General features: G+C 53.2%; 24 protein-coding genes. 13 read left to right on the forward strand and 11 right to left on the reverse strand.

Features of this window, described 5'->3' with window-relative positions; translation table 11 throughout:
• Positions 1 to 30 precede the first annotated feature (30 nt).
• The gene (gene rpmA, locus BBA90_RS17675) at positions 31 to 288 is read right to left on the reverse strand and encodes a 50S ribosomal protein L27 (RefSeq protein ID WP_006121751.1); all 258 of its coding nucleotides are present in this window, start codon (positions 286 to 288) and stop codon (positions 31 to 33) included.
• Positions 289 to 303: 15 nt separating this feature from the next.
• Complete coding sequence (gene rplU / locus BBA90_RS17680; protein ID WP_039382246.1) at positions 304 to 615, reverse strand: 50S ribosomal protein L21; 312 nt, start codon at positions 613 to 615, stop codon at positions 304 to 306.
• 254 nt (positions 616 to 869) lie between these two features.
• On the opposite strand from rplU, the gene ispB reads away from it, so the two are divergent.
• Both ispB and BBA90_RS17690 read left to right on the forward strand, forming a co-directional pair.
• The gene (gene ispB, locus BBA90_RS17685) at positions 870 to 1,841 is read left to right on the forward strand and encodes an octaprenyl diphosphate synthase (RefSeq protein WP_065650280.1); all 972 of its coding nucleotides are present in this window, start codon (positions 870 to 872) and stop codon (positions 1,839 to 1,841) included.
• Positions 1,842 to 2,069: 228 nt separating this feature from the next.
• Complete coding sequence (locus BBA90_RS17690) at positions 2,070 to 2,363, forward strand: helix-turn-helix domain-containing protein (protein ID WP_065650281.1); 294 nt, start codon at positions 2,070 to 2,072, stop codon at positions 2,361 to 2,363.
• 56 nt (positions 2,364 to 2,419) lie between these two features.
• On the opposite strand, the gene murA is transcribed toward BBA90_RS17690, so the two are convergent.
• From murA to mlaF, 7 genes are all read right to left on the reverse strand, one after another.
• The gene (murA, locus tag BBA90_RS17695; protein ID WP_065650282.1) at positions 2,420 to 3,679 is read right to left on the reverse strand and encodes a UDP-N-acetylglucosamine 1-carboxyvinyltransferase; all 1,260 of its coding nucleotides are present in this window, start codon (positions 3,677 to 3,679) and stop codon (positions 2,420 to 2,422) included.
• Between the two features lie 46 nt (positions 3,680 to 3,725).
• Complete coding sequence (gene ibaG / locus BBA90_RS17700; RefSeq protein ID WP_065650283.1) at positions 3,726 to 3,983, reverse strand: BolA family iron metabolism protein IbaG; 258 nt, start codon at positions 3,981 to 3,983, stop codon at positions 3,726 to 3,728.
• 114 nt (positions 3,984 to 4,097) lie between these two features.
• On the reverse strand, positions 4,098 to 4,403 hold the full coding sequence (mlaB, locus tag BBA90_RS17705) for a lipid asymmetry maintenance protein MlaB (RefSeq protein WP_065650284.1): 306 nt from the start codon (positions 4,401 to 4,403) through the stop codon (positions 4,098 to 4,100).
• Positions 4,403 to 5,041, reverse strand: coding sequence for a phospholipid-binding protein MlaC (mlaC, locus tag BBA90_RS17710; protein ID WP_065650285.1), 639 nt, complete (start codon positions 5,039 to 5,041; stop codon positions 4,403 to 4,405). Before mlaC ends, mlaB begins: the two co-directional genes overlap by 1 nt.
• A 19-nt stretch (positions 5,042 to 5,060) precedes the next feature.
• Positions 5,061 to 5,594, reverse strand: a complete 534-nt coding sequence (gene mlaD, locus BBA90_RS17715; RefSeq protein WP_065650286.1) for an outer membrane lipid asymmetry maintenance protein MlaD — start codon at positions 5,592 to 5,594, stop codon at positions 5,061 to 5,063.
• A 4-nt stretch (positions 5,595 to 5,598) separates the two neighbouring features.
• The gene (mlaE, locus tag BBA90_RS17720; RefSeq protein WP_065650287.1) at positions 5,599 to 6,381 is read right to left on the reverse strand and encodes a lipid asymmetry maintenance ABC transporter permease subunit MlaE; all 783 of its coding nucleotides are present in this window, start codon (positions 6,379 to 6,381) and stop codon (positions 5,599 to 5,601) included.
• Positions 6,382 to 6,385: 4 nt separating this feature from the next.
• Positions 6,386 to 7,201 (reverse strand): phospholipid ABC transporter ATP-binding protein MlaF, encoded by an 816-nt coding sequence (gene mlaF / locus BBA90_RS17725; protein WP_065650288.1) that lies wholly within the window; start codon positions 7,199 to 7,201, stop codon positions 6,386 to 6,388.
• Between the two features lie 225 nt (positions 7,202 to 7,426).
• On the opposite strand from mlaF, the gene BBA90_RS17730 reads away from it, so the two are divergent.
• From BBA90_RS17730 to npr, 11 genes are all read left to right on the forward strand, one after another.
• On the forward strand, positions 7,427 to 8,410 hold the full coding sequence (locus BBA90_RS17730) for a calcium/sodium antiporter (protein ID WP_065650289.1): 984 nt from the start codon (positions 7,427 to 7,429) through the stop codon (positions 8,408 to 8,410).
• A gap of 12 nt (positions 8,411 to 8,422) precedes the next feature.
• Complete coding sequence (kdsD, locus tag BBA90_RS17735; protein ID WP_065650290.1) at positions 8,423 to 9,403, forward strand: arabinose-5-phosphate isomerase KdsD; 981 nt, start codon at positions 8,423 to 8,425, stop codon at positions 9,401 to 9,403.
• Between the two features lie 13 nt (positions 9,404 to 9,416).
• Positions 9,417 to 9,983: a 3-deoxy-manno-octulosonate-8-phosphatase KdsC gene (kdsC, locus tag BBA90_RS17740; protein WP_065650291.1), complete on the forward strand. Its 567-nt coding sequence runs from the start codon at positions 9,417 to 9,419 to the stop codon at positions 9,981 to 9,983.
• Complete coding sequence (gene lptC / locus BBA90_RS17745) at positions 9,980 to 10,552, forward strand: LPS export ABC transporter periplasmic protein LptC (protein ID WP_065650292.1); 573 nt, start codon at positions 9,980 to 9,982, stop codon at positions 10,550 to 10,552. Before kdsC ends, lptC begins: the two co-directional genes overlap by 4 nt.
• Positions 10,527 to 11,081 carry a lipopolysaccharide ABC transporter substrate-binding protein LptA gene (lptA, locus tag BBA90_RS17750; protein ID WP_065650293.1) on the forward strand — a complete coding sequence of 185 codons (555 nt, stop codon included), beginning with the start codon at positions 10,527 to 10,529 and terminating at the stop codon, positions 11,079 to 11,081. The genes lptC and lptA overlap by 26 nt, the downstream gene beginning before the upstream one ends.
• A 3-nt stretch (positions 11,082 to 11,084) precedes the next feature.
• Positions 11,085 to 11,810 carry an LPS export ABC transporter ATP-binding protein gene (gene lptB / locus BBA90_RS17755; protein WP_039382204.1) on the forward strand — a complete coding sequence of 242 codons (726 nt, stop codon included), beginning with the start codon at positions 11,085 to 11,087 and terminating at the stop codon, positions 11,808 to 11,810.
• 48 nt (positions 11,811 to 11,858) lie between these two features.
• On the forward strand, positions 11,859 to 13,292 hold the full coding sequence (gene rpoN, locus BBA90_RS17760; RefSeq protein ID WP_065650294.1) for an RNA polymerase factor sigma-54: 1,434 nt from the start codon (positions 11,859 to 11,861) through the stop codon (positions 13,290 to 13,292).
• Positions 13,293 to 13,313: 21 nt separating this feature from the next.
• Positions 13,314 to 13,601, forward strand: a complete 288-nt coding sequence (gene hpf, locus BBA90_RS17765; RefSeq protein WP_065650295.1) for a ribosome hibernation promoting factor — start codon at positions 13,314 to 13,316, stop codon at positions 13,599 to 13,601.
• Between the two features lie 137 nt (positions 13,602 to 13,738).
• A complete protein-coding gene (gene ptsN, locus BBA90_RS17770) occupies positions 13,739 to 14,221 on the forward strand; it encodes a PTS IIA-like nitrogen regulatory protein PtsN (protein WP_039382195.1) in 483 nt (160 codons plus the stop codon).
• Positions 14,222 to 14,274: 53 nt separating this feature from the next.
• A complete protein-coding gene (gene rapZ / locus BBA90_RS17775; RefSeq protein ID WP_039382191.1) occupies positions 14,275 to 15,129 on the forward strand; it encodes an RNase adapter RapZ in 855 nt (284 codons plus the stop codon).
• Positions 15,126 to 15,398 (forward strand): PTS phosphocarrier protein NPr, encoded by a 273-nt coding sequence (gene npr / locus BBA90_RS17780; RefSeq protein ID WP_065650296.1) that lies wholly within the window; start codon positions 15,126 to 15,128, stop codon positions 15,396 to 15,398. The genes rapZ and npr overlap by 4 nt, the downstream gene beginning before the upstream one ends.
• A gap of 5 nt (positions 15,399 to 15,403) precedes the next feature.
• Here npr and mtgA read toward each other — a convergent pair whose 3' ends face one another.
• Together mtgA and arcB are read right to left on the reverse strand one after the other, a co-directional pair.
• Positions 15,404 to 16,126, reverse strand: a complete 723-nt coding sequence (mtgA, locus tag BBA90_RS17785) for a monofunctional biosynthetic peptidoglycan transglycosylase (protein WP_065650297.1) — start codon at positions 16,124 to 16,126, stop codon at positions 15,404 to 15,406.
• 885 nt (positions 16,127 to 17,011) lie between these two features.
• Positions 17,012 to 19,354 (reverse strand): aerobic respiration two-component sensor histidine kinase ArcB, encoded by a 2,343-nt coding sequence (gene arcB, locus BBA90_RS17790; protein ID WP_065650298.1) that lies wholly within the window; start codon positions 19,352 to 19,354, stop codon positions 17,012 to 17,014.
• Positions 19,355 to 20,114: the final 760 nt, after the last annotated feature.

Below are 20,114 nucleotides of genomic sequence, written 5' to 3' on the forward strand. Positions count from 1 at the left end.
CAGACGATGAACGTCTGCAGCACGACAACCTTACTCAGCAACGATGCTGATATATTTACGGTTGTTCGGGCCTTTCACTTCGAATTTAACTTTGCCGTCTGCGGTAGCAAACAGGGTGTGGTCACGACCACAGCCTACGTTGTTACCGGCGTGGAACTTGGTGCCACGCTGACGAACGATGATGCTACCTGCCAGAACAGATTCACCACCGAAACGCTTAACACCCAGACGTTTTGCGTTGGAGTCGCGACCGTTACGGGTCGAGCCACCAGCCTTTTTATGTGCCATTTGTCAGATCTCCTCTTACGCGCTGATCGTCGTGATTTTCACATCAGTGAACCACTGACGGTGACCAGCTTGCTTACGGTAGTGTTTACGACGACGAAACTTAACAATCTTGATTTTTTCGCCGCGACCGTGAGCAACAACTTCTGCTTTGATCATACCGCCTGAAACCAGTGGCGCGCCGATTTTCACGTCTTCGCCATTTGCAATCATCAGAACCTGGTCGAACTCAATGGTTTCGCCGGTTGCGATGTCCAGCTTTTCCAGGCGAACGGTCTGACCTTCGCTTACTCGGTGTTGTTTACCACCACTTTGGAAAACCGCGTACATATAAAACTCCGCTTCTGCGCTTGCCTTTCTGTGTAATCAGGCGGCGCGATAATATTCACAATAGGGCGCGAATTCTACGCAAATATCCAGCAGAAAACAAGCGCACTTTGCACTCTCCTGCAGAAAAAAAGCGCAGAGTGAATGCAACCGTTTCTCATCCTGAATTTTCAAGTACAATCAGTAACAGATTACCTGAACTCACGCTGGGTAAAAGCGCCTACCATGCAAAAAACCAGTCAAAGCTGAACAGACGAATGAACCTAGAACAAATTAACGAACTAACCGCGCAGGATATGGCGGCCGTCAACCAGACCATCCTCGACCAGCTGAATTCAGATGTCTCACTGATCAACCAGCTGGGCTACTACATTGTCAGCGGCGGAGGAAAACGCATTCGTCCTATGATTGCCGTGCTTTCAGCGCGTGCGCTCAACTATCAGGGTTCGCTGCATATCACCAACGCAGCGCTGATTGAATTTATCCACACGGCAACGCTGCTGCATGATGACGTGGTAGATGAGTCAGACATGCGTCGCGGGAAAGCCACTGCCAATGCAGCGTTTGGTAATGCCGCCAGCGTGCTGGTGGGTGATTTTATTTATACGCGCGCTTTTCAGATGATGACCAGTCTGGGATCCCTGAAGATCCTGGCGCTGATGTCAGAAGCGGTGAATGTGATCGCAGAAGGCGAAGTGCTGCAGCTGATGAACTGTAACGATCCCGATATCACTGAAGAGAGCTACATGCGCGTGATCTACAGTAAAACGGCGCGTCTGTTTGAGGCCGCTTCCCAGGCCTCAGCGATCCTGGCAGAGGCTTCGCCTGCGCAGGAGAAAGCGCTGCAGGATTATGGTCGCTACCTTGGCACAGCTTTCCAGTTAATTGACGATCTGCTCGACTACAGCGCCGATGGCGAGACGCTGGGTAAAAATACCGGTGATGACCTCAGCGAAGGTAAACCGACGCTGCCTCTGCTGCACGCCATGCATCATGGCACCCCAGAGCAGGCCACGATGATCCGCAGCGCTATTGAGGAAGGTAACGGGCGGCATTTGCTGGAGCCGGTGCTGGCTGCTATGCAGCAGACGGGGTCCCTGGAATGGACGCGTAAACGCGCTGAAGAAGAAGCAGATAAAGCGATTGCTGCGCTACAGCTGCTACCTGAGAGTCCATGGCGTACTGCGCTTGAAGCGCTGGCGCATATGTCAGTGCAGCGCGACTTTTAATCTCTGACGGGGCCACCCGGCTCCGTTTTTTATTCTCTCCGTACTTTCCTGCCCCCGTTTGCACAAGTTTGCACACTTTTTGAGAATACCAGCCGGGTTTTGCAACCAGGGTATAACAATTACTGGAAATTAATGGAACCTTTTTGCTATATAGAGCCGTTAATTTCCAGTTTTACCCTTCACTGCCGTGGCAGCGATTACGCATTACATGGATATGGAGAACAAGTTATGCAGACAAGGAAAGAGGATTGGCATCCTGCAGATATTATCGCAGCGCTACGTAAACGTGGCACTTCACTGGCGGCACTGTCACGTGCCTCAGGGCTTTGCTCCTCAACGCTCGCAAATGCGCTGTCTCGTCCCTGGCCTAAGGGTGAATGGCTGATCGCAACGGCGCTTGAGGTACACCCGGCAGAGATCTGGCCTAGCCGCTATTACGATCCTGACACCCTGCTTCTGCTGGATCGCAAAAAACGGATCCGATCGCCCGATAGCCTGAAAAAGATCCCGCCTAAGAAATAACAAAAAAAAACCAGCCACACTGTTGTGACTGGTTCTATTACATCGTCGTATCTGGCTTATTCGCCGCTGATACGCTCGATGTTTGCACCCATCGCTTTCAGCTTATCTTCGATATGCTCATAACCGCGATCGATATGGTAAATCCGGTCAACAACCGTGGTGCCTTCAGCAATACAGCCGGCCAGCACCAGGCTTGCAGAAGCACGCAGATCTGTCGCCATAACCTGTGCACCCGAAAGCGTCTCCACACCGTGACAAATCGCTGTGTTGCTCTCGATTTCCGCATGTGCACCCATACGGATCAGTTCCGGGATGTGCATAAAGCGGTTTTCGAAGATCGTTTCCGTGATCACACCTGTACCTTCTGCCAGCAGGTTCAGCAGCGTAAACTGCGCCTGCATGTCCGTTGGAAAACCCGGATGCGGTGCGGTGCGAATATTCACTGCTTTTGGCCGCTTGCCGTGCATATCCAGGCTGATCCAGTCTGCACCGGTTTCAATCTCAGCACCCGCGTCGCGCAGTTTAGCCAGCACCGCATCCAGCGTATCCGGCTGTGCGTTACGGCAGAGTACTTTACCGCGCGAGATAGCCGCAGCCACAAGGAAAGTGCCGGTTTCAATACGATCCGGCAGCACGCGATAGACACCACCGCCCAGACGTTCCACACCTTCAATCGTGATTTTATCCGTGCCTGCGCCCGAGATTTTTGCGCCCAGCGTATTCAGGAAGTTTGCTGTATCGACAATCTCCGGCTCGCGCGCCGCGTTCTCAATTACCGTGGTGCCGGTTGCCAGCGTGGCCGCACTCATAATGGTCACGGTAGCGCCGACGCTGACTTTGTCCATGACAATATGCGCGCCCTTCAGGCGACCATTGACAGAGGCTTTAACATAGCCCTCTTCCAGCTTAATCTCCGCGCCGAGCTGTTCCAGACCGGTGATATGCAGATCGACCGGACGGGCGCCGATTGCGCAACCACCCGGCAGTGATACCTGACCCTGACCAAAACGTGCCACCAGCGGTCCGAGCGCCCAGATAGAGGCACGCATCGTTTTCACCAGATCGTAAGGAGCGCTGAAGACGTTCACATCGCGCGCATCAACATGTACTGAACCATTACGCTCTGTGCGTGCACCCAGCAGGCTCAGCAGCTTCATGGTGGTGTCAATATCACGCAGCTGCGGGACGTTCTGAATTTCTACCGGCTCTTCTGCCAGCAGCGCGGCAAACAGAATCGGCAGCGCTGCGTTTTTTGCGCCGGAAATGGTCACTTCACCACTTAAGCGGGTGGGGCCTTGCACACGAAATTTGTCCATTAACACGGCTCTCAATTATCTATCAACAAAACAACCAGACGGGTACTCAGAATCCGTTAAGTTTACGGTCGCGAGCCCACTCGGCGGGAGTATAAGTTTTGATGGAAACGGCATGAATACGATTATCCGCAATGTATTCCATCAGCGGCGCATAGACAGCCTGCTGTTTTTTTACCCGGCTTAGTTCACCAAACATTTCGCCCACGGCGATCACCTTGAAATGGCTGCCGTCGTTGCTCATCACGTGGACTTCATCTAATGACAGCGCCTGCATCAGGACTGCCTGAACTTCACTATTTTCCATGGTTTATAACTTCACTTGATAATAATAAGGCGGATATCTTAGAGGAAAGCGGCTGAGTCTTAAATATGCAAAAGCCCCTGAGCGCATCAGGGGCCTGGTTTTTCAGCCGTCAGATCAGACGCTTTTTCCCGCAGAAACAATAATCTGCTGAAGATTATAAAGCGTGATAAGAGAATGGAGTTTATCTGTCACCCCCGAGAACAGCGGCGTACTTCCCTGCGCGCGTACCATCTCGCGCAGATGCACCAGCAGCGCCAGCCCGGCAGAGTCGACTCGCTCCAGAGCCGCGACATCAATGACGTTTATGTTCTGCATGACCGTTTCGCGCTGCTGCCATAGCGTCAGCAGCGTATCCCGATCAAGCTTGCCGCTCAGTACCAGCGTATCCGTACTGCGCTGCCAGCGTAACGATTCACTCATTATTGCTGTTTATCCAGTGTAATAGGTTGTGCCGCAGAGGTTTTCAGCTGGGCAGTGAGGCCATCAATGCCTTTAGTGCGCAGCAGATCGCTCCACTCATTCTGCTTGGTGGTGATCATACTGATCCCTTCTGCAATCATATCGTAGGCCTGCCATTTTCCGCTCTGGCTGTTTTTACGCCACTGAAAATCGAGACGCACCGGCGGGCGACCGTTAGGGTCAATAATGGTAACGCGAATAGCCACGATGTTGGCATCACCCAGCGGTTTCTCCGGCTGGATTTGATATGTCTGCCCATGATAAAGCGCCAGCGCCTGTCCATATGCCTGCGCCAGATAGTCACCGAATGCGGCAAAGTAGGCGTTGCGCTGTGCCGGCGTCGCTTCACGATAATAACGACCTAAAACCAGCGCACCGGCATATTTAATCTGTACATAGGGCAGCAGCTCCTGACGCACAATCTCACGCAGATAATTGGGATCCTGCTTGATCTTTGGTTGTTCATTCTTTAGCCGGGTAAAGGTTTTGGCTGCGGCTTCATTCATCAGCGTGTACGGGTTACTTTGGTCCGTGTCCGCTGCTGTGGCTGCCAGGGGAGCGATTGCCAGCAGGGCAACCATCAGAAAACGTTTCAACATCGTGTTTTACCTCTCTGGATTATTCCGTTGTGGCAGGCGCAGGTGCACGCTCACCATCCTGTGACTGATTCTCTTTGCTGCCGTCGCCGCTTTTATACAGGAACTGACCAATCAGATCCTCAAGCACCAGGGCAGATTTAGTATCGCGCAACGTTCCGCCATCTTTGAGCATAGCTGACCCGAGATCCGGGTCGTCAAAACCCAGATTCAGCGCCAGAAACTGTTCGCCCAGCAGCCCCTGCGTGCGAATGGCCAGTGAACTGGTATCCGGGATTTTATCCGCGTACTGTTCGCTGATATCCATGGTCACACGCGGCGACAGGCTTTTATCATCCAGCGAAATATCCGTGACGCGGCCAATGACAACGCCGCCAATTTTTACCGGTGAACTGATTTTCAGCCCGCCAATATTGTCGAAGGTGGCGTAGAGCTTCCATGTCGGTTCAGTGCCCAGCGATTTGAGATCGGCCACGCGCAGACTGAGAAACAGCAGCGCCACCAGCGCCGCCAGCATAAACACCCCTACCCAAATTTCATTTTTCTTGCTTTGCATTGCATCAGTTCCCAAACATCAGTGCGGTCAGCACAAAATCAAGCCCAAGCACCGCCAGTGAAGCGTGTACGACGGTACGCGTTGTTGCCCGGCTGATGCCTTCCGACGTCGGAATCGCATCGTAGCCGTTAAACAGCGCAATCCAGGTTACCGTGATGGCAAAAACTGCGCTCTTGATCAGGCAGTTAAGGACATCATTATGAAAATCTACCGCGCTTTGCATCGCGGACCAGAAAAAGCCGGGATCGATACCTTTCCAGCCCACGCCAACCAGCGCGCCACCGGCAATACCGACCGCGGTGAAAATCAGCGTCAGCAGCGGCATACTGATAAAACCCGCCCAGAAACGTGGCGAGACCACGCGCCGCAACGGATCAACCGCCATCATCTCCATGCTGGAAAGCTGCTCTGTGGCTTTCATCAGCCCAATCTCTGCCGTCAGCGCTGAGCCAGCGCGCCCCGCAAACAGCAGCGCCGTGACAACCGGTCCCAGTTCACGCAGCAGCGACAGCGCCACCAGCATGCCAAGACTGGTCTCTGCGCTGTAAGTGGTCAGCACTAAATACCCCTGCAGTCCCAGCACCATGCCAATAAACAGCCCGGACACCACAATAATCAGCAGCGAGAGTACGCCAACGCTGTAGAGTTGCTTGATCAGTAATGGCGCATGGCGACGAAAAGCGGGTTTTCCCACCAGCGCATGAAACAGCATCAGACCGGCCCGGCCAAAGGTCGCACAGCTGTTTATTCCCCGACGCCCGAACGACGCCAGTGCCTGTAACACCATGAGTTTACTCTCTCCCTGTCCGGGTCAAATCACTAAGATAGTCGCCGGCGGCGAAACGAAACGGCACCGGACCATCAGCATGCCCATCAATGAACTGGCGTACCCGCGGATCGGCATTCTCCTTCAGCTCCCGGGTGCTGCCTTCGGCAATGATTTTTTGCCCGGCAACAATATAGGCGTGATCGGCGATGCTCAGTACTTCAGGCACATCGTGTGACACCACAATACAGGTCACGCCCAGCGAGTGGTTCAGCTCATCAATCAGCTTAACCAGCACGCCCATGGTTATCGGATCCTGTCCGACAAACGGCTCATCGAACATAATAAGTTCGGGTTCCAGCGCAATGGCTCGCGCCAGCGCAGCGCGGCGTGCCATCCCGCCGGAGAGTTCTGCCGGCATAAGCTTCGCCGCGCCGCGCAGCCCTACGGCTTCAAGCTTCATCATTACCGTGCTGTGCAGCAGTTCCGGCGGCAACTGCGTGTGCTCGCGCAGTGGCCAGGCGACGTTTTCATAAACGTTAAGATCGGTAAACAGCGCGCCTGACTGAAACAGCATGCTCATTTTCTTACGGGCTTCATAGAGCCTGCGCCGTGACAGGCTGGGGATATTCTGTCCCTGAAACCAGATTTCGCCTTTGTCAGGCTGCAACTGACCGCCAATCAGGCGTAACAGCGTTGTTTTTCCGATACCGGAAGGCCCCATAATCGCGGTAACTTTGCCCGCCGGAACCGTAAGTGAAATATCATCGAATATCGTGCGATCGCCGCGGGTGAAACTCACTCCGCGCACCTCGACCAGATTCGTTTGCTGCTGAGTCATTATTACCTCGTTAAGCGGGTCGGGCGTAATAAATGGGGTGGATGGTAGCCTGGTACTCCGCAATTCACGATAGTTTTACAGAAACTTACCGGTTCAGTGTGGCGAAAACGGTCATTAAATTTACTTTTGTCGCTCAGAGAGTCAAAATCAGCGGCTGACTCCCCCGCGTCTCAGGTTTTTTTGCCGGCCAGGGTCCGCCGGCACCGTATCCACCAAGGATTTTTCATGTTTGTAGCTACCGCCCTGCTGTTTATCGGATTGCTGTTACTGGTTTACGGGGCCGATCGACTGGTCTTCAGCGCCGCCATTTTATGCCGATCGTTTGGTATTCCGCCGCTGATTATTGGCATGACGGTAGTGAGTATCGGCACATCTCTCCCGGAGCTGATTATCTCATTTTCAGCTGCGCAACATGGACAGATGGATTTAGCCGTGGGCACCGCGCTGGGCTCAAATATTACGAATATCCTGTTAATTCTGGGTGGCGCAGCGTTACTTCATCCTTTAACCGTACACTCCAATTTGATTCGGCGCGAACTTCCGCTACTGCTGCTGGTGTCTTTACTGAGCGGCATTATGCTGTTTGATAATTACCTGAGCCGGCTGGATGGGGTGGCGCTGCTGCTAATGGCGCTGTTCTATCTGCTGACGGTTATACGCATTGCCCGCCGCGCCGGGCATGACAACAGCGATACGCTCACCCGGGAGCAGCTGGCAGAGCTGCCGCGCGATGAAGCAGGTAACACGGTGGCTTTTCTCTGGCTGGCAGTCGCGCTGATTATATTGCCGATGTCGACCCGCATGGTCATCGACAATGCCACCGTTTTTGCTGACTATTTTGGCGTGAGCGAGCTGGTGATGGGCCTGACGCTTATCGCTGTAGGGACCAGTTTGCCGGAGCTGGCCACGGTGGTCGCAGGCGCGCTGAAAGGTGAAGATGATATAGCGATTGGCAATCTGATCGGCGCCAATATTTTCAACCTGGCGATTGTTCTTGGCCTGCCCGCGCTGTTTCATCCGGGTGAGGTCAATCCGCTCGCGTTCAGCCGTGATTACTGGGTGATGCTGGGCGTCAGCGTGCTGTTTGCCCTGTTTTGTCTGCTGCGTAAACGGCGCGTAGGCCGGTTAGCAGGCACGCTGTTACTGAGCGGATTTCTTCTCTGGGTGCTATGGCTGTGGCTCAGCCCCACCCTTCTTACTGGCTATTAAGGATGCACTGATATGTCACAGCAGCAGGCAGAGTTTGATTTTCAGCAGGCGGGTAAAAAGGTTCTGCGCATCGAACGTGAAGGACTCGAACAGCTCGATCAGTATATTAATGACGATTTCAGCCGCGCCTGCCAGCTGCTTTATGCCTGCGCGGGCAAAGTTGTGGTGATGGGCATGGGCAAGTCAGGGCATATCGGTAAGAAAATGGCCGCGACCTTTGCCAGCACCGGCACCGCCTCCTTTTTTGTACATCCGGGCGAGGCGAGCCATGGCGACCTGGGTATGGTGAGCGCCAGCGATGTGGTCATTGCCATCTCAAACAGTGGCGAATCTGCCGAAATCCTGGCGCTGATCCCGGTGCTGAAGCGACAGAAAGTTCAGCTGATTTGTATGACCAGCCGGCCGGACAGCGCCATGGGCCGCGCGGCAGATGTTCATCTGTGTGTGAAAGTGCCCCAGGAAGCGTGTCCGCTTGGGCTGGCACCGACATCCAGCACCACGGCAACGCTGGTGATGGGCGATGCGCTGGCGGTGGCACTGCTTGAAGCGCGCGGTTTTACGCCAGAGGATTTTGCACTGTCGCACCCTGGCGGCGCGCTGGGGCGTAAACTGCTGCTGCACGTCAGCGACATCATGCACAGCGGCGATGAAATTCCGCACGTTACGCGCGAGGCGTCCCTGCGTGATGCCCTGCTGGAGATCACGCGTAAAAACCTCGGTCTCACGGTAATTGTCGATGATTTAATGAAAATTGAAGGGATTTTTACCGATGGCGATCTGCGCCGTATCTTTGATATGGGCGTCGATTTTCAGTCAGCCCGTATTCAGGATGTTATGACGCGCGGCGGGATCCGCGTACGGCCTAATATGCTGGCGGTAGACGCTTTAAATCTGATGCAAAATAAAAACATTACCGCCGTACTGGTTGCCGATGAAGACCGGCTGCTGGGCGTCGTCCACATGCATGACATGCTGCGCGCTGGCGTAGTCTGAACAGGAAATGTAAATGAACGCTGAAAATGCGATGGTCGCCACCTGCTATGGCCCGGTCTCTGCTGAGGTTATGGCACGAGCAGCGCAAATTCGCCTGCTGATTTGTGATGTCGATGGCGTCATGTCAGACGGCCTGATCTATATGGGAAACAGCGGCGAAGAGCTGAAGGCGTTTAACGTACGCGACGGCTACGGTATACGCTGCCTGCTGACCTCCGGCATCGAAGTCGCTATTATAACCGGCCGTCGCGCGAAGCTGCTGGAAGATCGCTGTGAGACGCTGGGCATTACGCATCTTTACCAGGGACAATCAGATAAGCTTTTGGCGTGGCGTGAACTTCTGGATAAACTGTCACTGGACAGCACACAGGTGGCCTACATTGGTGACGATCTGATCGACTGGCCGGTTATGGCGCAGGCGGGTCTGAGTGTTGCCGTAGCGGATGCGCACCCGGTGTTGCTGCCGCGTGCCGACTATGTCACACGTATCAGCGGCGGACGCGGCGCGGTACGCGAAATATGCGACCTGATATTGCTGGCGCAGAATAAATTTGAGGATGCCAGAGGGCAATCAGTATGAGTAAAAGCAGGCGTTGGATAACGCTGATTCTGGCTCTGGTCGCGCTGATATTGATCGGCTGGAACCTGACGAATCAGGATGAGAGCGCCACGCCGTTGGCTTCAAACGATCAGGAGCCAACCTATACCAGCGCGAACTCTAATACCGTGGTATACAACCCAACGGGTGCACTGGCCTACAAGCTTGTCTCCGACAAAGTCACCTACTTTTCAGCGGATGAAGTCAGCTGGTTTGATCGTCCCGTCATGACGACCTTTGATGAAAACAAAGTGCCAACCTGGTCAGTACGGGCGGACAAAGCAAAGCTAACGAAAGATCGTATGCTTTACCTGTATGGCCATGTTGAAGTGCATACGCTGACGCAGGATTCTCAGCTGGAACGCATTATCACCGATAACGCGCAGGTCAACCTGGTGACCCAGGATGTGATGTCTGACGACCAGGTGACGTTATTTGGCCGCAGTTTTAACTCCACGGGCATGAAGATGCGCGGCAATTTGCGGACAAAAAACGCCGAACTGCTTGAAAAGGTCAAAACCTCTTATGAAATTCAAAATGAACAAAAATAGTGTTAATGCGCTGCTGCTCGGATCGCTGTTGATTGGCAGCCTGCCCGCCCTGGCTGTCACCGGCGACTCAGAGAAACCGGTCAATATCGACTCGGTTAATCAGGCGCTGGATCTGCAGGGCAACGTGGCGACCTTTACCGGCAACGTTATCGTTACGCAGGGTACGATTAAAATCACGGCCGATAAAGTGGTGGTGACCCGTCCCGGCGGCGACAGCAACAAAACGATTGTCGATGCCTATGGTAACCCGGCCACGTTTTATCAGATGCAGGACAACGGCAAGCCGGTTAAAGGCCATGCCGCTAAGCTGCACTATGAGCTGGCCAACGATTTTGTCGAGCTGACCGGCAACGCTTTCATTGAGCAGCAGGACAGCAATATCAAAGGCGATCGCATCACGTATCTGGTGAAAGAGCAGAAAATGCAGGCCTATAGTCAGGGTCAGAGCAAACGCGTCACTACGGTACTGGTCCCTTCACAGCTGCAGGATAAAAACGGTTCCGCTGCAAACCCTAAAAAGAGTAACTGACCGATGGCAACTTTAGTCGCTGAAAATCTGGCCAAAGCGTATAAAGGCCGCCGCGTAGTGGAAGATGTCAGCCTGCAGGTTAAATCGGGCGAGATTGTCGGACTGCTGGGTCCCAACGGTGCCGGTAAGACCACGACGTTTTATATGGTGGTTGGCATTGTACCGCGCGATGCGGGCCGCATTATTATCGACGATGAAGATATCAGTATTCTGCCCCTGCATGCGCGGGCGCGGCGTGGTATCGGGTATCTGCCACAGGAAGCCTCTATTTTCCGTCGGCTGAGCGTCTACGACAATCTGATGGGCGTGCTGCAGATCCGTGACGATCTGACTGAAGAGCAGCGCCAGGATCGCGCCAATGAGCTGATGGAAGAGTTCCATATTGAACATCTGCGCAACAGCCTGGGCCAGGCGCTCTCCGGTGGCGAACGTCGCCGTGTGGAAATTGCACGCGCGCTGGCGGCCAATCCAAAATTTATTCTGCTGGATGAGCCGTTCGCCGGGGTTGACCCCATCTCCGTTATCGATATCAAAAAGATCATTGAGCATTTGCGTGACAGCGGCCTCGGTGTCCTGATCACCGATCACAACGTGCGTGAAACGCTGGCCGTCTGCGAGCGCGCCTATATTGTCAGCCAGGGCAATCTGATTGCACACGGTACGCCAGATGAAATTCTGGCAGATGAGCAGGTTAAGCGGGTTTATTTGGGCGAAGAGTTCAGACTCTGATAAGGTGTCGATCAACCCGATATTCGCTTAGGACATTCAAGCCGGATTATGAAGCAAGGTTTGCAACTCAGGTTCAGCCAACAGCTGGCGATGACCCCCCAGCTGCAACAGGCCATTCGCCTGCTGCAGCTCTCTACGCTTGAACTCCAGCAGGAGCTCCAGCTGGCGCTGGAGAGCAATCCGCTGCTTGAGCAGACCGATATTCATGATGAAGTGGACGCACGCGAAACGCAGGAAAGCGATACGTTAGATACCCGTGAGGCGCTGGAACAGAAAGAGATGCCTGACGAGCTGCCGCTGGATGCGTCATGGGATGAAATTTACACCGCCGGTACCCCTTCCGGCACCGGAACTGATTATCAGGATGATGAGCTGCCGGTGTACCAGGGAGAAACCACGCAGTCGCTGCAGGATTACCTGATGTGGCAGGTGGAGCTGACACCGTTTACCGATACCGACCGCGCTATTGCGACATCCATTGTTGATGCGATCGACACCACCGGTTATCTCACCGTGACGCTGCAGGACATTTGCGACAGTATCGGCGACGATGAGCTGACGCTGGATGAAGTGGAAGCGGTGCTCAAACGCGTCCAGCGGTTTGACCCGGTTGGTGTAGGCGCGCGCGATCTGCGTGACTGTCTGCTGGTTCAGCTATCGCAATATGCGGCGGACGCTCCTATGCTAAAAGAGGCGCGCCTGATTGTCAGTGAACATCTTGATCTGCTGGCTAATCACGACTTCCGCAGCCTGATGCGGGTGACCCGCCTGAAGGAAGAGGTGCTGAAAGAGGCGATGCTGCTAATCCAGTCGCTCGATCCGCGCCCCGGGCAATCAATTAATACAGGTGAACCGGAATACGTTATCCCGGATGTGCTGGTACGCAAAGCGGGTGCACGCTGGGTGGTGGAACTGAACGCTGAAAGCCTGCCGCGCCTGAGAATTAATCAGCACTATGCCGCCATGGGCGGTTCAGCGCGCAGCGACAGCGACAGCCAGTTTATTCGGAATAACCTGCAGGAAGCGCGCTGGCTCATCAAAAGCCTGGAGAGTCGTAATGACACGCTGCTCAAAGTTACCCGCTGCATCGTTGCTCAGCAGCAGGCGTTTTTCGAGCAGGGCGAAGAGTATATGCGCCCGATGGTGCTGGCAGATATCGCGCAACAGGTCGATATGCATGAGTCCACCATCTCACGCGTGACCACGCAAAAATATCTGCACAGTCCGCGTGGCATTTTTGAGCTGAAATATTTTTTTTCCAGCCATGTCAGCACGGAAGGCGGCGGCGAAGCCTCTTCCACGGCCATTCGTGCGCTGGTAAAAAAACTGGTCGCGGCAGAAAATCCCGCAAAACCCTTGAGCGACAGCAAACTGACCGCCATGTTATCTGAACAGGGTATTATGGTAGCGCGACGTACGGTTGCGAAGTATCGCGAGTCTTTATCTATACCGCCATCAAACCAGCGTAAACAGCTGGTCTGACTGAACTAAGAAGGAAGACCTATGCAGCTAAACCTTACCGGACTCAATGTCGAAATCACTGACCCGCTGCGTGAATTTGTGAACAGCAAATTTGCCAAACTTGAACACTATTACGATCGTATTAATCAGGTTTATATTGTTCTGAAAGTGGAGAAAGTGACTCAGATTGCAGAGGCAACTCTGCATGTTAACGGCGGTGAGCTGCACGCCACAGCAGAAGCGGAAGATATGTACGCGGCCATTGACGGGCTGGTTGATAAGCTGGCACGTCAGCTGACCAAACACAAAGACAAACTGAAAAAACACTAACCTTCACGTTTGCAGAGCGCTGACCCGTTCAGTGCTCAGGGAAAAATGGGGCGGAAGAGCGCCCCGTTTTATCATCTGCGCAAACGCCAGCAGGGCCTTTCGCTCTGTGGCTATGTGAACTCGCAAGTGAAACCACGATGAACAACGATCTGACACTGGAATTGAGCTCGGTTCTGACGCCTGACTGCACCCGCAGCGGCGTACACTGCCAGAGTAAAAAACGCGCGCTGGAGATAATCAGCGAACTGGCGGCTAAGCAGCTCAATCTGCCGCACCAGACGCTTTTCGAAGCGATTCTGACCCGGGAGCGTATGGGCAGTACCGGCATTGGCAATGGCATTGCTATTCCGCATGGCAAACTGGAAGAGGATACGCTGCGAGCGGTTGGTGTGTTTATCAGCCTCGATCAGCCCATTGCCTTTGATGCGGTGGACAATCAGCCGGTCGACCTGCTGTTCGCTCTGCTGGTGCCCGCCGATCAGTGTAAGACGCACCTCCATACCCTGTCGCTGGTCGCAAAACGTCTGGCAGATAAGACGGTCTGCCGCCGCCTGCGCGCGGCGCAAAGCGATCAGGAGCTCTACGCCATTATCACAGAAGCTCAGGAAGCGCATTCGTAATCAGTACATAGCGTTACCGGTCTGCGAACCGGATAAAACAGGGGAGAATTGTGATGGTGCTGATGATCGTCAGTGGTCGATCAGGCTCAGGTAAATCAGTTGCGCTGCGTGCTCTGGAAGATATGGGCTTTTACTGTGTCGATAATCTGCCAGTAGTCCTGCTGCCGGAACTGGCTAATACGCTGACGGAGCGTAATATTTCAGCGGCGGTGAGTATTGATGTCCGTAATATGCCGGAGTCGCAGGAAGTCTTTGAGCTGGCGTTAAATAATCTGCCTGACTCTTTCTCTCCTCAGCTGCTGTTTCTGGATGCCGATCGCAATACGCTGATCCGGCGCTACAGCGATACCCGTCGTCTGCATCCGCTTTCCAGCAAAAACCTGTCGCTGGAAAGCGCCATTGATGAAGAGAACGATCTGCTGGAGCCGCTGCGCTCGCGTGCCGATCTGATTATTGATACCTCAGAGATGTCTGTGCATGAGCTGGCTGAGATGCTGCGTACGCGCCTGTTGGGCAAGCGCGAACGCGAACTCACGATGGTGTTTGAATCGTTTGGCTTTAAACACGGTATTCCGATTGACGCCGACTACGTGTTTGACGTGCGCTTTCTGCCTAATCCGCACTGGGATCCTAAGCTGCGTCCGATGACGGGCCTCGATCGACCGGTGGCGGCGTTCCTGGATCGGCATACGGAAGTGCACAATTTTATCTACCAGACGCGCAGCTATCTTGAGCTGTGGCTGCCGATGCTGGAAACCAACAACCGCAGCTATCTGACCGTCGCGATAGGCTGTACCGGCGGTAAACATCGCTCTGTGTATATTGCTGAGCAGCTGGCTGACTATTTCCGTTCGCGCGGTAAAAACGTGCAGTCGCGTCATCGCACACTGGAAAAGCGTAAATCATGACCGTAAAGCAAACTGTCGAAATCCGTAACAAGCTGGGCATGCACGCCCGCCCGGCGATGAAGCTGTTTGAGCTGGTGCAGAGTTTCGACGCTGATGTTCTGCTGCGCAATGAAGCGGGCACCGAGGCTGAGGCCAGCAGCGTCATTGCGCTGCTGATGCTGGATTCCGCGAAAGGCGGTCATATCGAAATTGAAGCCAGCGGACCGCAGGAAACAGCGGCGCTGGCCGCCGTCATTGAACTGTTTGAAGCCGGTTTTGACGAAGAATAAATGCCTTAGTGCAGCTGGTAGCGATTCAGGAACCCCTCTCCTCCCAGCTGGCGCATCTGACGCATAATCCACTGCTGACGCTGACGGACATAGCCTGAAGGCGCATCCGCACGAAAGCGGATCGGGTTAGGCAATACCGCGGCCAGCAGGGCAGCCTCTGCAATCGTCAGGCGGCTGGCGGGCTTATGGAAATAGCGCTGCGCGGCAGCTTCAGCGCCAAAAATACCGGGGCCAAATTCAGCAATATTGAGGTAGACCGTAAGTATACGACGCTTGGTCCAGACGGTCTCAATGCCAACCGTCATGCCCGCTTCCAGCCCTTTACGCAGCCAGCTACGCCCGTCCCACAAAAAGAGATTTTTTGCCGTCTGCTGAGAAAGCGTTGACGCACCGCGCATACGCTCACCGCTATTGTTGTCCAGCACCTGCTGAATGGCACCGACGTCAAATCCCCAGTGTTCCGGGAATTTCTGGTCTTCGGCGGCAATTACTGCCAGCGCCATCCACGGAGAGATCTTATCCATGCTGGTCCAGTCTGAATGCGCTACATAATCCGTTTTTCCCTGCAGCCATGCGCCTGTCTGCCGTTCTGCCATAACAGCGGAAAAGGGCACGGGTAAGAAAGCGAAAATAACAATCCCCCCTATCCAGAGGGCTGCCCATACCAGCAGGCATCTGGCGATCAGTGATGTAAACCGGCTGAACCGCTTTCGTTTGTTTTTTTTCATAGTCTCTTCCTGTATCCCTTCCCTGTATTAATTAATCACTCTGGTCATGATTGCGCCCTGTGCTCATCGTTATACCCGCTTTCATACTGCCAGCCGGTTTCGGAAGATAAAAAAGCGTTCAGAGCGGGCCGAGGTTCTTCTGCTGATACCCTGAAACATCAATGACTTCCATTTATAAGGAATCGGTTCCATGCATAAAAAACACTCAACCTGATCTTCAGGACGCAGTTAACCTGTACTAATAGTCATGTAAATCAGACTTTCATTTATCTTAACATTGGCGGGAAATAGCTTAGGCTTTTTTGACTGTCGTCTGTTATGAGATCGGTTTCAGACACATTTTATGCTGCCCGACGCCGCAATCCCCCGCTAATTCTCCGTAAATCAAATTTTACAGTCTGGCTGGCGTATTTTTCAAAATAGCCGATCTGGAAGTTTACTAACCTGCTTTCCAAAACGTTTCGGATAAACAGAACATCTGTAGGCTATTTTTATTACAAAACAGAGACATAAACATTATTTACTCTAAAACAATCGGCTATCTTCTCGCTATCAGTGCTTTCACAGACTCACCTGATTGAGCTGGCGAAAAAACAGTCAAAACGGCTTCATATTGGTTAAATAGCAAACAAATCAGCAGGGAAATTGATTCCCTGCTTGACAGTGTTATCAAATTAATGTTTTCTGTAGCGGAACGTTGTTCAACATCACACAATTTAATGAATCTTGTCGCGCAGGCTGGCAAATTTGCTAAGGTGATTTTGTAACGTTAACCAATACCTGACAGCTGCTTTTTACTTCAACTAACCATAACAGCAGCAGTCGCTTTTTCCCTGGTGTTGGCGCAGTATTCGCGCACCCCGGTTTCGACCGGGGTCATTTTTTTTAGTGCTTCTGGTTTTCCCGCTCAGCAACCCATTCGCGCAGAACAGCCACATCCTGGCGCCACTCCTGCCTGAGTTCATCGATCCACTCCTGCACGTTGTCCCACCATGCCGGCAATTCCGGCGACTGAATCTGTTTTGCCAGCGCCTGCAGATGCAACAAGCCTACCGAGCCTGCAGCACCTTTGATTTTATGCCCTTCTTCAGCAATGCCTTTTTGATCGCGCGCCATCATGTTGGAATCAAGAACATCAAGATAACCCGGCATCATCTGCTCAAACATCGTCAGGCTTTGCGTAATTAAGTCAGGCCCTACCAGCTCGATATACTGCTCCAGCATCGCTACATCCAGCAGCATGCGCGACTGCGTATCAGCGACAGGCATATCTGTCTCTTGTGCCTCGCCCTGATAATCCCAGAACTTTTTGATCACTGCCGTCAGCGCCGGTACCGCCAGTGGTTTACTTAATACGTCATCCATGCCGGCATCGAGATACTCTTTTTTATCTTTGAGCACGTTAGCCGTCAGCGCGACCAGCGGCGGCAGCTGCACGCCGTTGTGCTGCTGATGAATAGCGCGCGCAACGTCCAGCCCGGTCATATCCGGCAGCTGGATATCCAGCAGTACCAGGTCAAACTCCTGCGGATCAAACAGGCTCAGTGCATCATGCCCATTCATTGCGACCTCAACGCTGCAGCCAAGCTTCTCCAGCACTGAGCGGGCAACAATCACGTTAAGTTCAATATCCTCCACCAGCAGGACGTGCAGCGCCGGCAGCGGCAGGCTGTCATCCAGATCGGCATCTTCCACTTCATCAGCCACGCGCGGGGCGTTAACTTCAACCACAAAACAGGAGCCCTTACCCGGCGCGCTGCTGACGGTGATATCACCGCCCATTGCCTGCGCCAGGCGACGCGATACCGCCAGCCCGATACCGGTGCCGGTTGCGGGCTTACCGCCGTGCTGATCTTTAACCTGATAATACATGGCAAAGATTTTGTCCTGCTCCTCCTGCGGGATGCCCATTCCTGAGTCCTGAACTTCAAAACGCAGCGTTTCATTCGCGCTATACGCGACCCGCACGACAATTTCTCCCTCGCGGGTGAATTTCACGGCGTTGCCAATCAGGTTCCACAGGATCTGCCGTAAACGGGTGCCGTCAGCCAGAATTTTATGCGGCAGCGGCAGCGCAGGCTGCATAACAAATTTCAGATCTTTCGGCTGGGCCAGCAGGCCGGATAAATTTTCGAGATCGGCAAGGAAACCGGTGAAATCAAGCGGCTGGTTATCCAGCTGGACTTTGCGCCGCTCAATTTTGTCCACCTCAATCACATCGTTAAAAATATTGCCCAGCGTAATAGCAGAAACGTGGATGGTTTTCAGGTACTTCAGCTGCTCCTGGCTAAGCTCCGTATCCAGCAGGATACGGCTCAGGCCCACAATGCCGTTCAGCGGCGTGCGCAGCTCGTGACTGATGGTCGAAATAAAGGTGGTTTTCTCCCGGCTGGCGTTCTCCAGCGCGTCCTGATAGCGCTTACGTTCAGTGATATCGCGCCCGAACCCCATCAGCCCGCTGCGTTTGCCCACCCGATCGTAATAGGGCACTTTGCGGATCTCAAAACAGGCTTTGCGCCCATCCGGGTATTGCAGCCACTGCTCGTAGGTGAGTGATACATTATGGCGAAACACTTTTTCATCTGTTTCCAGCACTTTAGTTGCTGCTTCATCGTCATAAATATCGCGCGGCGTCAGTCCGATAAGTTGTTTTTCACTTAACCCGGTCAGCAGCTCCATGGCGCGGTTGCAGCCGGAAAACTGTTTGTCGATATTGCGGTAGAAGACCAGATCGGGCGACGCATCCAGAAATGAGCGCAGGAATGAGGATTGCTGTTCCAGCTCAATCTGCGCCTGCTCGCGGCGCGCCATCTCTTCACGCAGCTTATCCATCACCTGTTTACGCGCCTCTTCAGCGCTGATGCGATCGCTGATCTCCTGATTCAGCTGCGTGATGGTCTGTTTCATCTGCTGGTTAAGTTCGAGATCGCGCGTGCGCATCTCTTCCAGCTTATCAACCAGCTTTGACAGCCGCTGACGCGAATCCTCAAGCTGATCGACCACAACCGACAGGAAATAGACCGCCCAGGGGGTGATAAGCAGGCCGAAGAAGACCGAGCGCACCACGTCGATACTTTCCACATGCCCGCGCAGTACCATGGTTACCGCCATCTGGACAATCATCGCCAGCACCACCAGCGCTGATGCCAGGAGCAGTGAAAAGCGTACCAGGCCGAGTTTGACCATCAGGTCGACATAATATTGAGCTAACAGACGAATTTGTTTCATGGCAGATCCCCTGAACGAATGGCGCCATCATAACGTAATTAGCCTGTAACTGCCCGGGCTGACCGGGATATTGCGCCTGTTTCACGCCCCATAATAGTGCATCTGCGTCCGGTTTCTGCCGCATCTGGCGCACACTGAGTAAAGCACTTGACTAATTTGCACAGGTGAATAATCTGAAAGGCCGTCTGTGCGCAGCTAAGCGTCAGACCTGATTGCTTTCTTTATCTTGTGGCAGCTGATTCCTCAGCATAGTGCCACCCTCCTTCATTGCATATCAATTCATATTTAATGAACTTTTACTCAATCAATTTCTGATTAATTTTACTTATACAGATGTGAATTTAATTCAAAACAGACGCCATAAGAAAAACAGATACATGAAATGCCAGCTTGCACAGTTACGATATTTTATGCTGTCATAAGCGATTGTACCAGCAGGGAGAGGTAATATCGCCGCCTGCAGATAGTGAGACGGCTCACACTTAGCAGGGGTTTAATTTAGCGATTATTGACATAAATTTACTCTTAAAATCAATAAAATTCATGCAGTTATGCCATTTTTACTGCAGATATATGGCTCAGCGCTGGCTATTTGACCTCTGTGCGCTTTCCCGATAAGTTGAAATTCCGCTGGATGCTTTCCAGTCGGGACTGTGTCTCGACATATCTATGCAGCAAGAAGACTCCCTCTGGATGCAAGTTATCTCCCGTTAGAGACCGGATTGAAGAGCAACTCATCAAGGACGTTATACCCGGATCC

The organism is Pantoea eucrina (assembly GCF_001691555.1).
Taxonomy (GTDB): Bacteria; Pseudomonadota; Gammaproteobacteria; order Enterobacterales; family Enterobacteriaceae; genus Pantoea; species Pantoea borealis.

What these genes read in the sequence shown, in the direction of transcription:
- ibaG (WP_065650283.1), bottom strand. Translation starts at nt 3,983, where the DNA reads ATGGAAAATAGTGAAGTTCAGGCAGTCCTGATGCAGGCGCTGTCATTA.
- lptC (WP_065650292.1), top strand. Translation starts at nt 9,980, where the DNA reads ATGAGTAAAAGCAGGCGTTGGATAACGCTGATTCTGGCTCTGGTCGCG.
- murA (WP_065650282.1), bottom strand. Translation starts at nt 3,679, where the DNA reads ATGGACAAATTTCGTGTGCAAGGCCCCACCCGCTTAAGTGGTGAAGTG.
- arcB (WP_065650298.1), bottom strand. Translation starts at nt 19,354, where the DNA reads ATGAAACAAATTCGTCTGTTAGCTCAATATTATGTCGACCTGATGGTC.
- mlaC (WP_065650285.1), bottom strand. Translation starts at nt 5,041, where the DNA reads ATGTTGAAACGTTTTCTGATGGTTGCCCTGCTGGCAATCGCTCCCCTG.
- lptB (WP_039382204.1), top strand. Translation starts at nt 11,085, where the DNA reads ATGGCAACTTTAGTCGCTGAAAATCTGGCCAAAGCGTATAAAGGCCGC.
- mlaF (WP_065650288.1), bottom strand. Translation starts at nt 7,201, where the DNA reads ATGACTCAGCAGCAAACGAATCTGGTCGAGGTGCGCGGAGTGAGTTTC.
- lptA (WP_065650293.1), top strand. Translation starts at nt 10,527, where the DNA reads ATGAAATTCAAAATGAACAAAAATAGTGTTAATGCGCTGCTGCTCGGA.
- ispB (WP_065650280.1), top strand. Translation starts at nt 870, where the DNA reads ATGAACCTAGAACAAATTAACGAACTAACCGCGCAGGATATGGCGGCC.
- BBA90_RS17730 (WP_065650289.1), top strand. Translation starts at nt 7,427, where the DNA reads ATGTTTGTAGCTACCGCCCTGCTGTTTATCGGATTGCTGTTACTGGTT.
- rapZ (WP_039382191.1), top strand. Translation starts at nt 14,275, where the DNA reads ATGGTGCTGATGATCGTCAGTGGTCGATCAGGCTCAGGTAAATCAGTT.
- BBA90_RS17690 (WP_065650281.1), top strand. Translation starts at nt 2,070, where the DNA reads ATGCAGACAAGGAAAGAGGATTGGCATCCTGCAGATATTATCGCAGCG.
- rplU (WP_039382246.1), bottom strand. Translation starts at nt 615, where the DNA reads ATGTACGCGGTTTTCCAAAGTGGTGGTAAACAACACCGAGTAAGCGAA.
- mlaE (WP_065650287.1), bottom strand. Translation starts at nt 6,381, where the DNA reads ATGGTGTTACAGGCACTGGCGTCGTTCGGGCGTCGGGGAATAAACAGC.
- kdsD (WP_065650290.1), top strand. Translation starts at nt 8,423, where the DNA reads ATGTCACAGCAGCAGGCAGAGTTTGATTTTCAGCAGGCGGGTAAAAAG.
- mlaD (WP_065650286.1), bottom strand. Translation starts at nt 5,594, where the DNA reads ATGCAAAGCAAGAAAAATGAAATTTGGGTAGGGGTGTTTATGCTGGCG.
- mtgA (WP_065650297.1), bottom strand. Translation starts at nt 16,126, where the DNA reads ATGAAAAAAAACAAACGAAAGCGGTTCAGCCGGTTTACATCACTGATC.
- ptsN (WP_039382195.1), top strand. Translation starts at nt 13,739, where the DNA reads ATGAACAACGATCTGACACTGGAATTGAGCTCGGTTCTGACGCCTGAC.
- rpoN (WP_065650294.1), top strand. Translation starts at nt 11,859, where the DNA reads ATGAAGCAAGGTTTGCAACTCAGGTTCAGCCAACAGCTGGCGATGACC.
- kdsC (WP_065650291.1), top strand. Translation starts at nt 9,417, where the DNA reads ATGAACGCTGAAAATGCGATGGTCGCCACCTGCTATGGCCCGGTCTCT.
- mlaB (WP_065650284.1), bottom strand. Translation starts at nt 4,403, where the DNA reads ATGAGTGAATCGTTACGCTGGCAGCGCAGTACGGATACGCTGGTACTG.
- hpf (WP_065650295.1), top strand. Translation starts at nt 13,314, where the DNA reads ATGCAGCTAAACCTTACCGGACTCAATGTCGAAATCACTGACCCGCTG.
- rpmA (WP_006121751.1), bottom strand. Translation starts at nt 288, where the DNA reads ATGGCACATAAAAAGGCTGGTGGCTCGACCCGTAACGGTCGCGACTCC.
- npr (WP_065650296.1), top strand. Translation starts at nt 15,126, where the DNA reads ATGACCGTAAAGCAAACTGTCGAAATCCGTAACAAGCTGGGCATGCAC.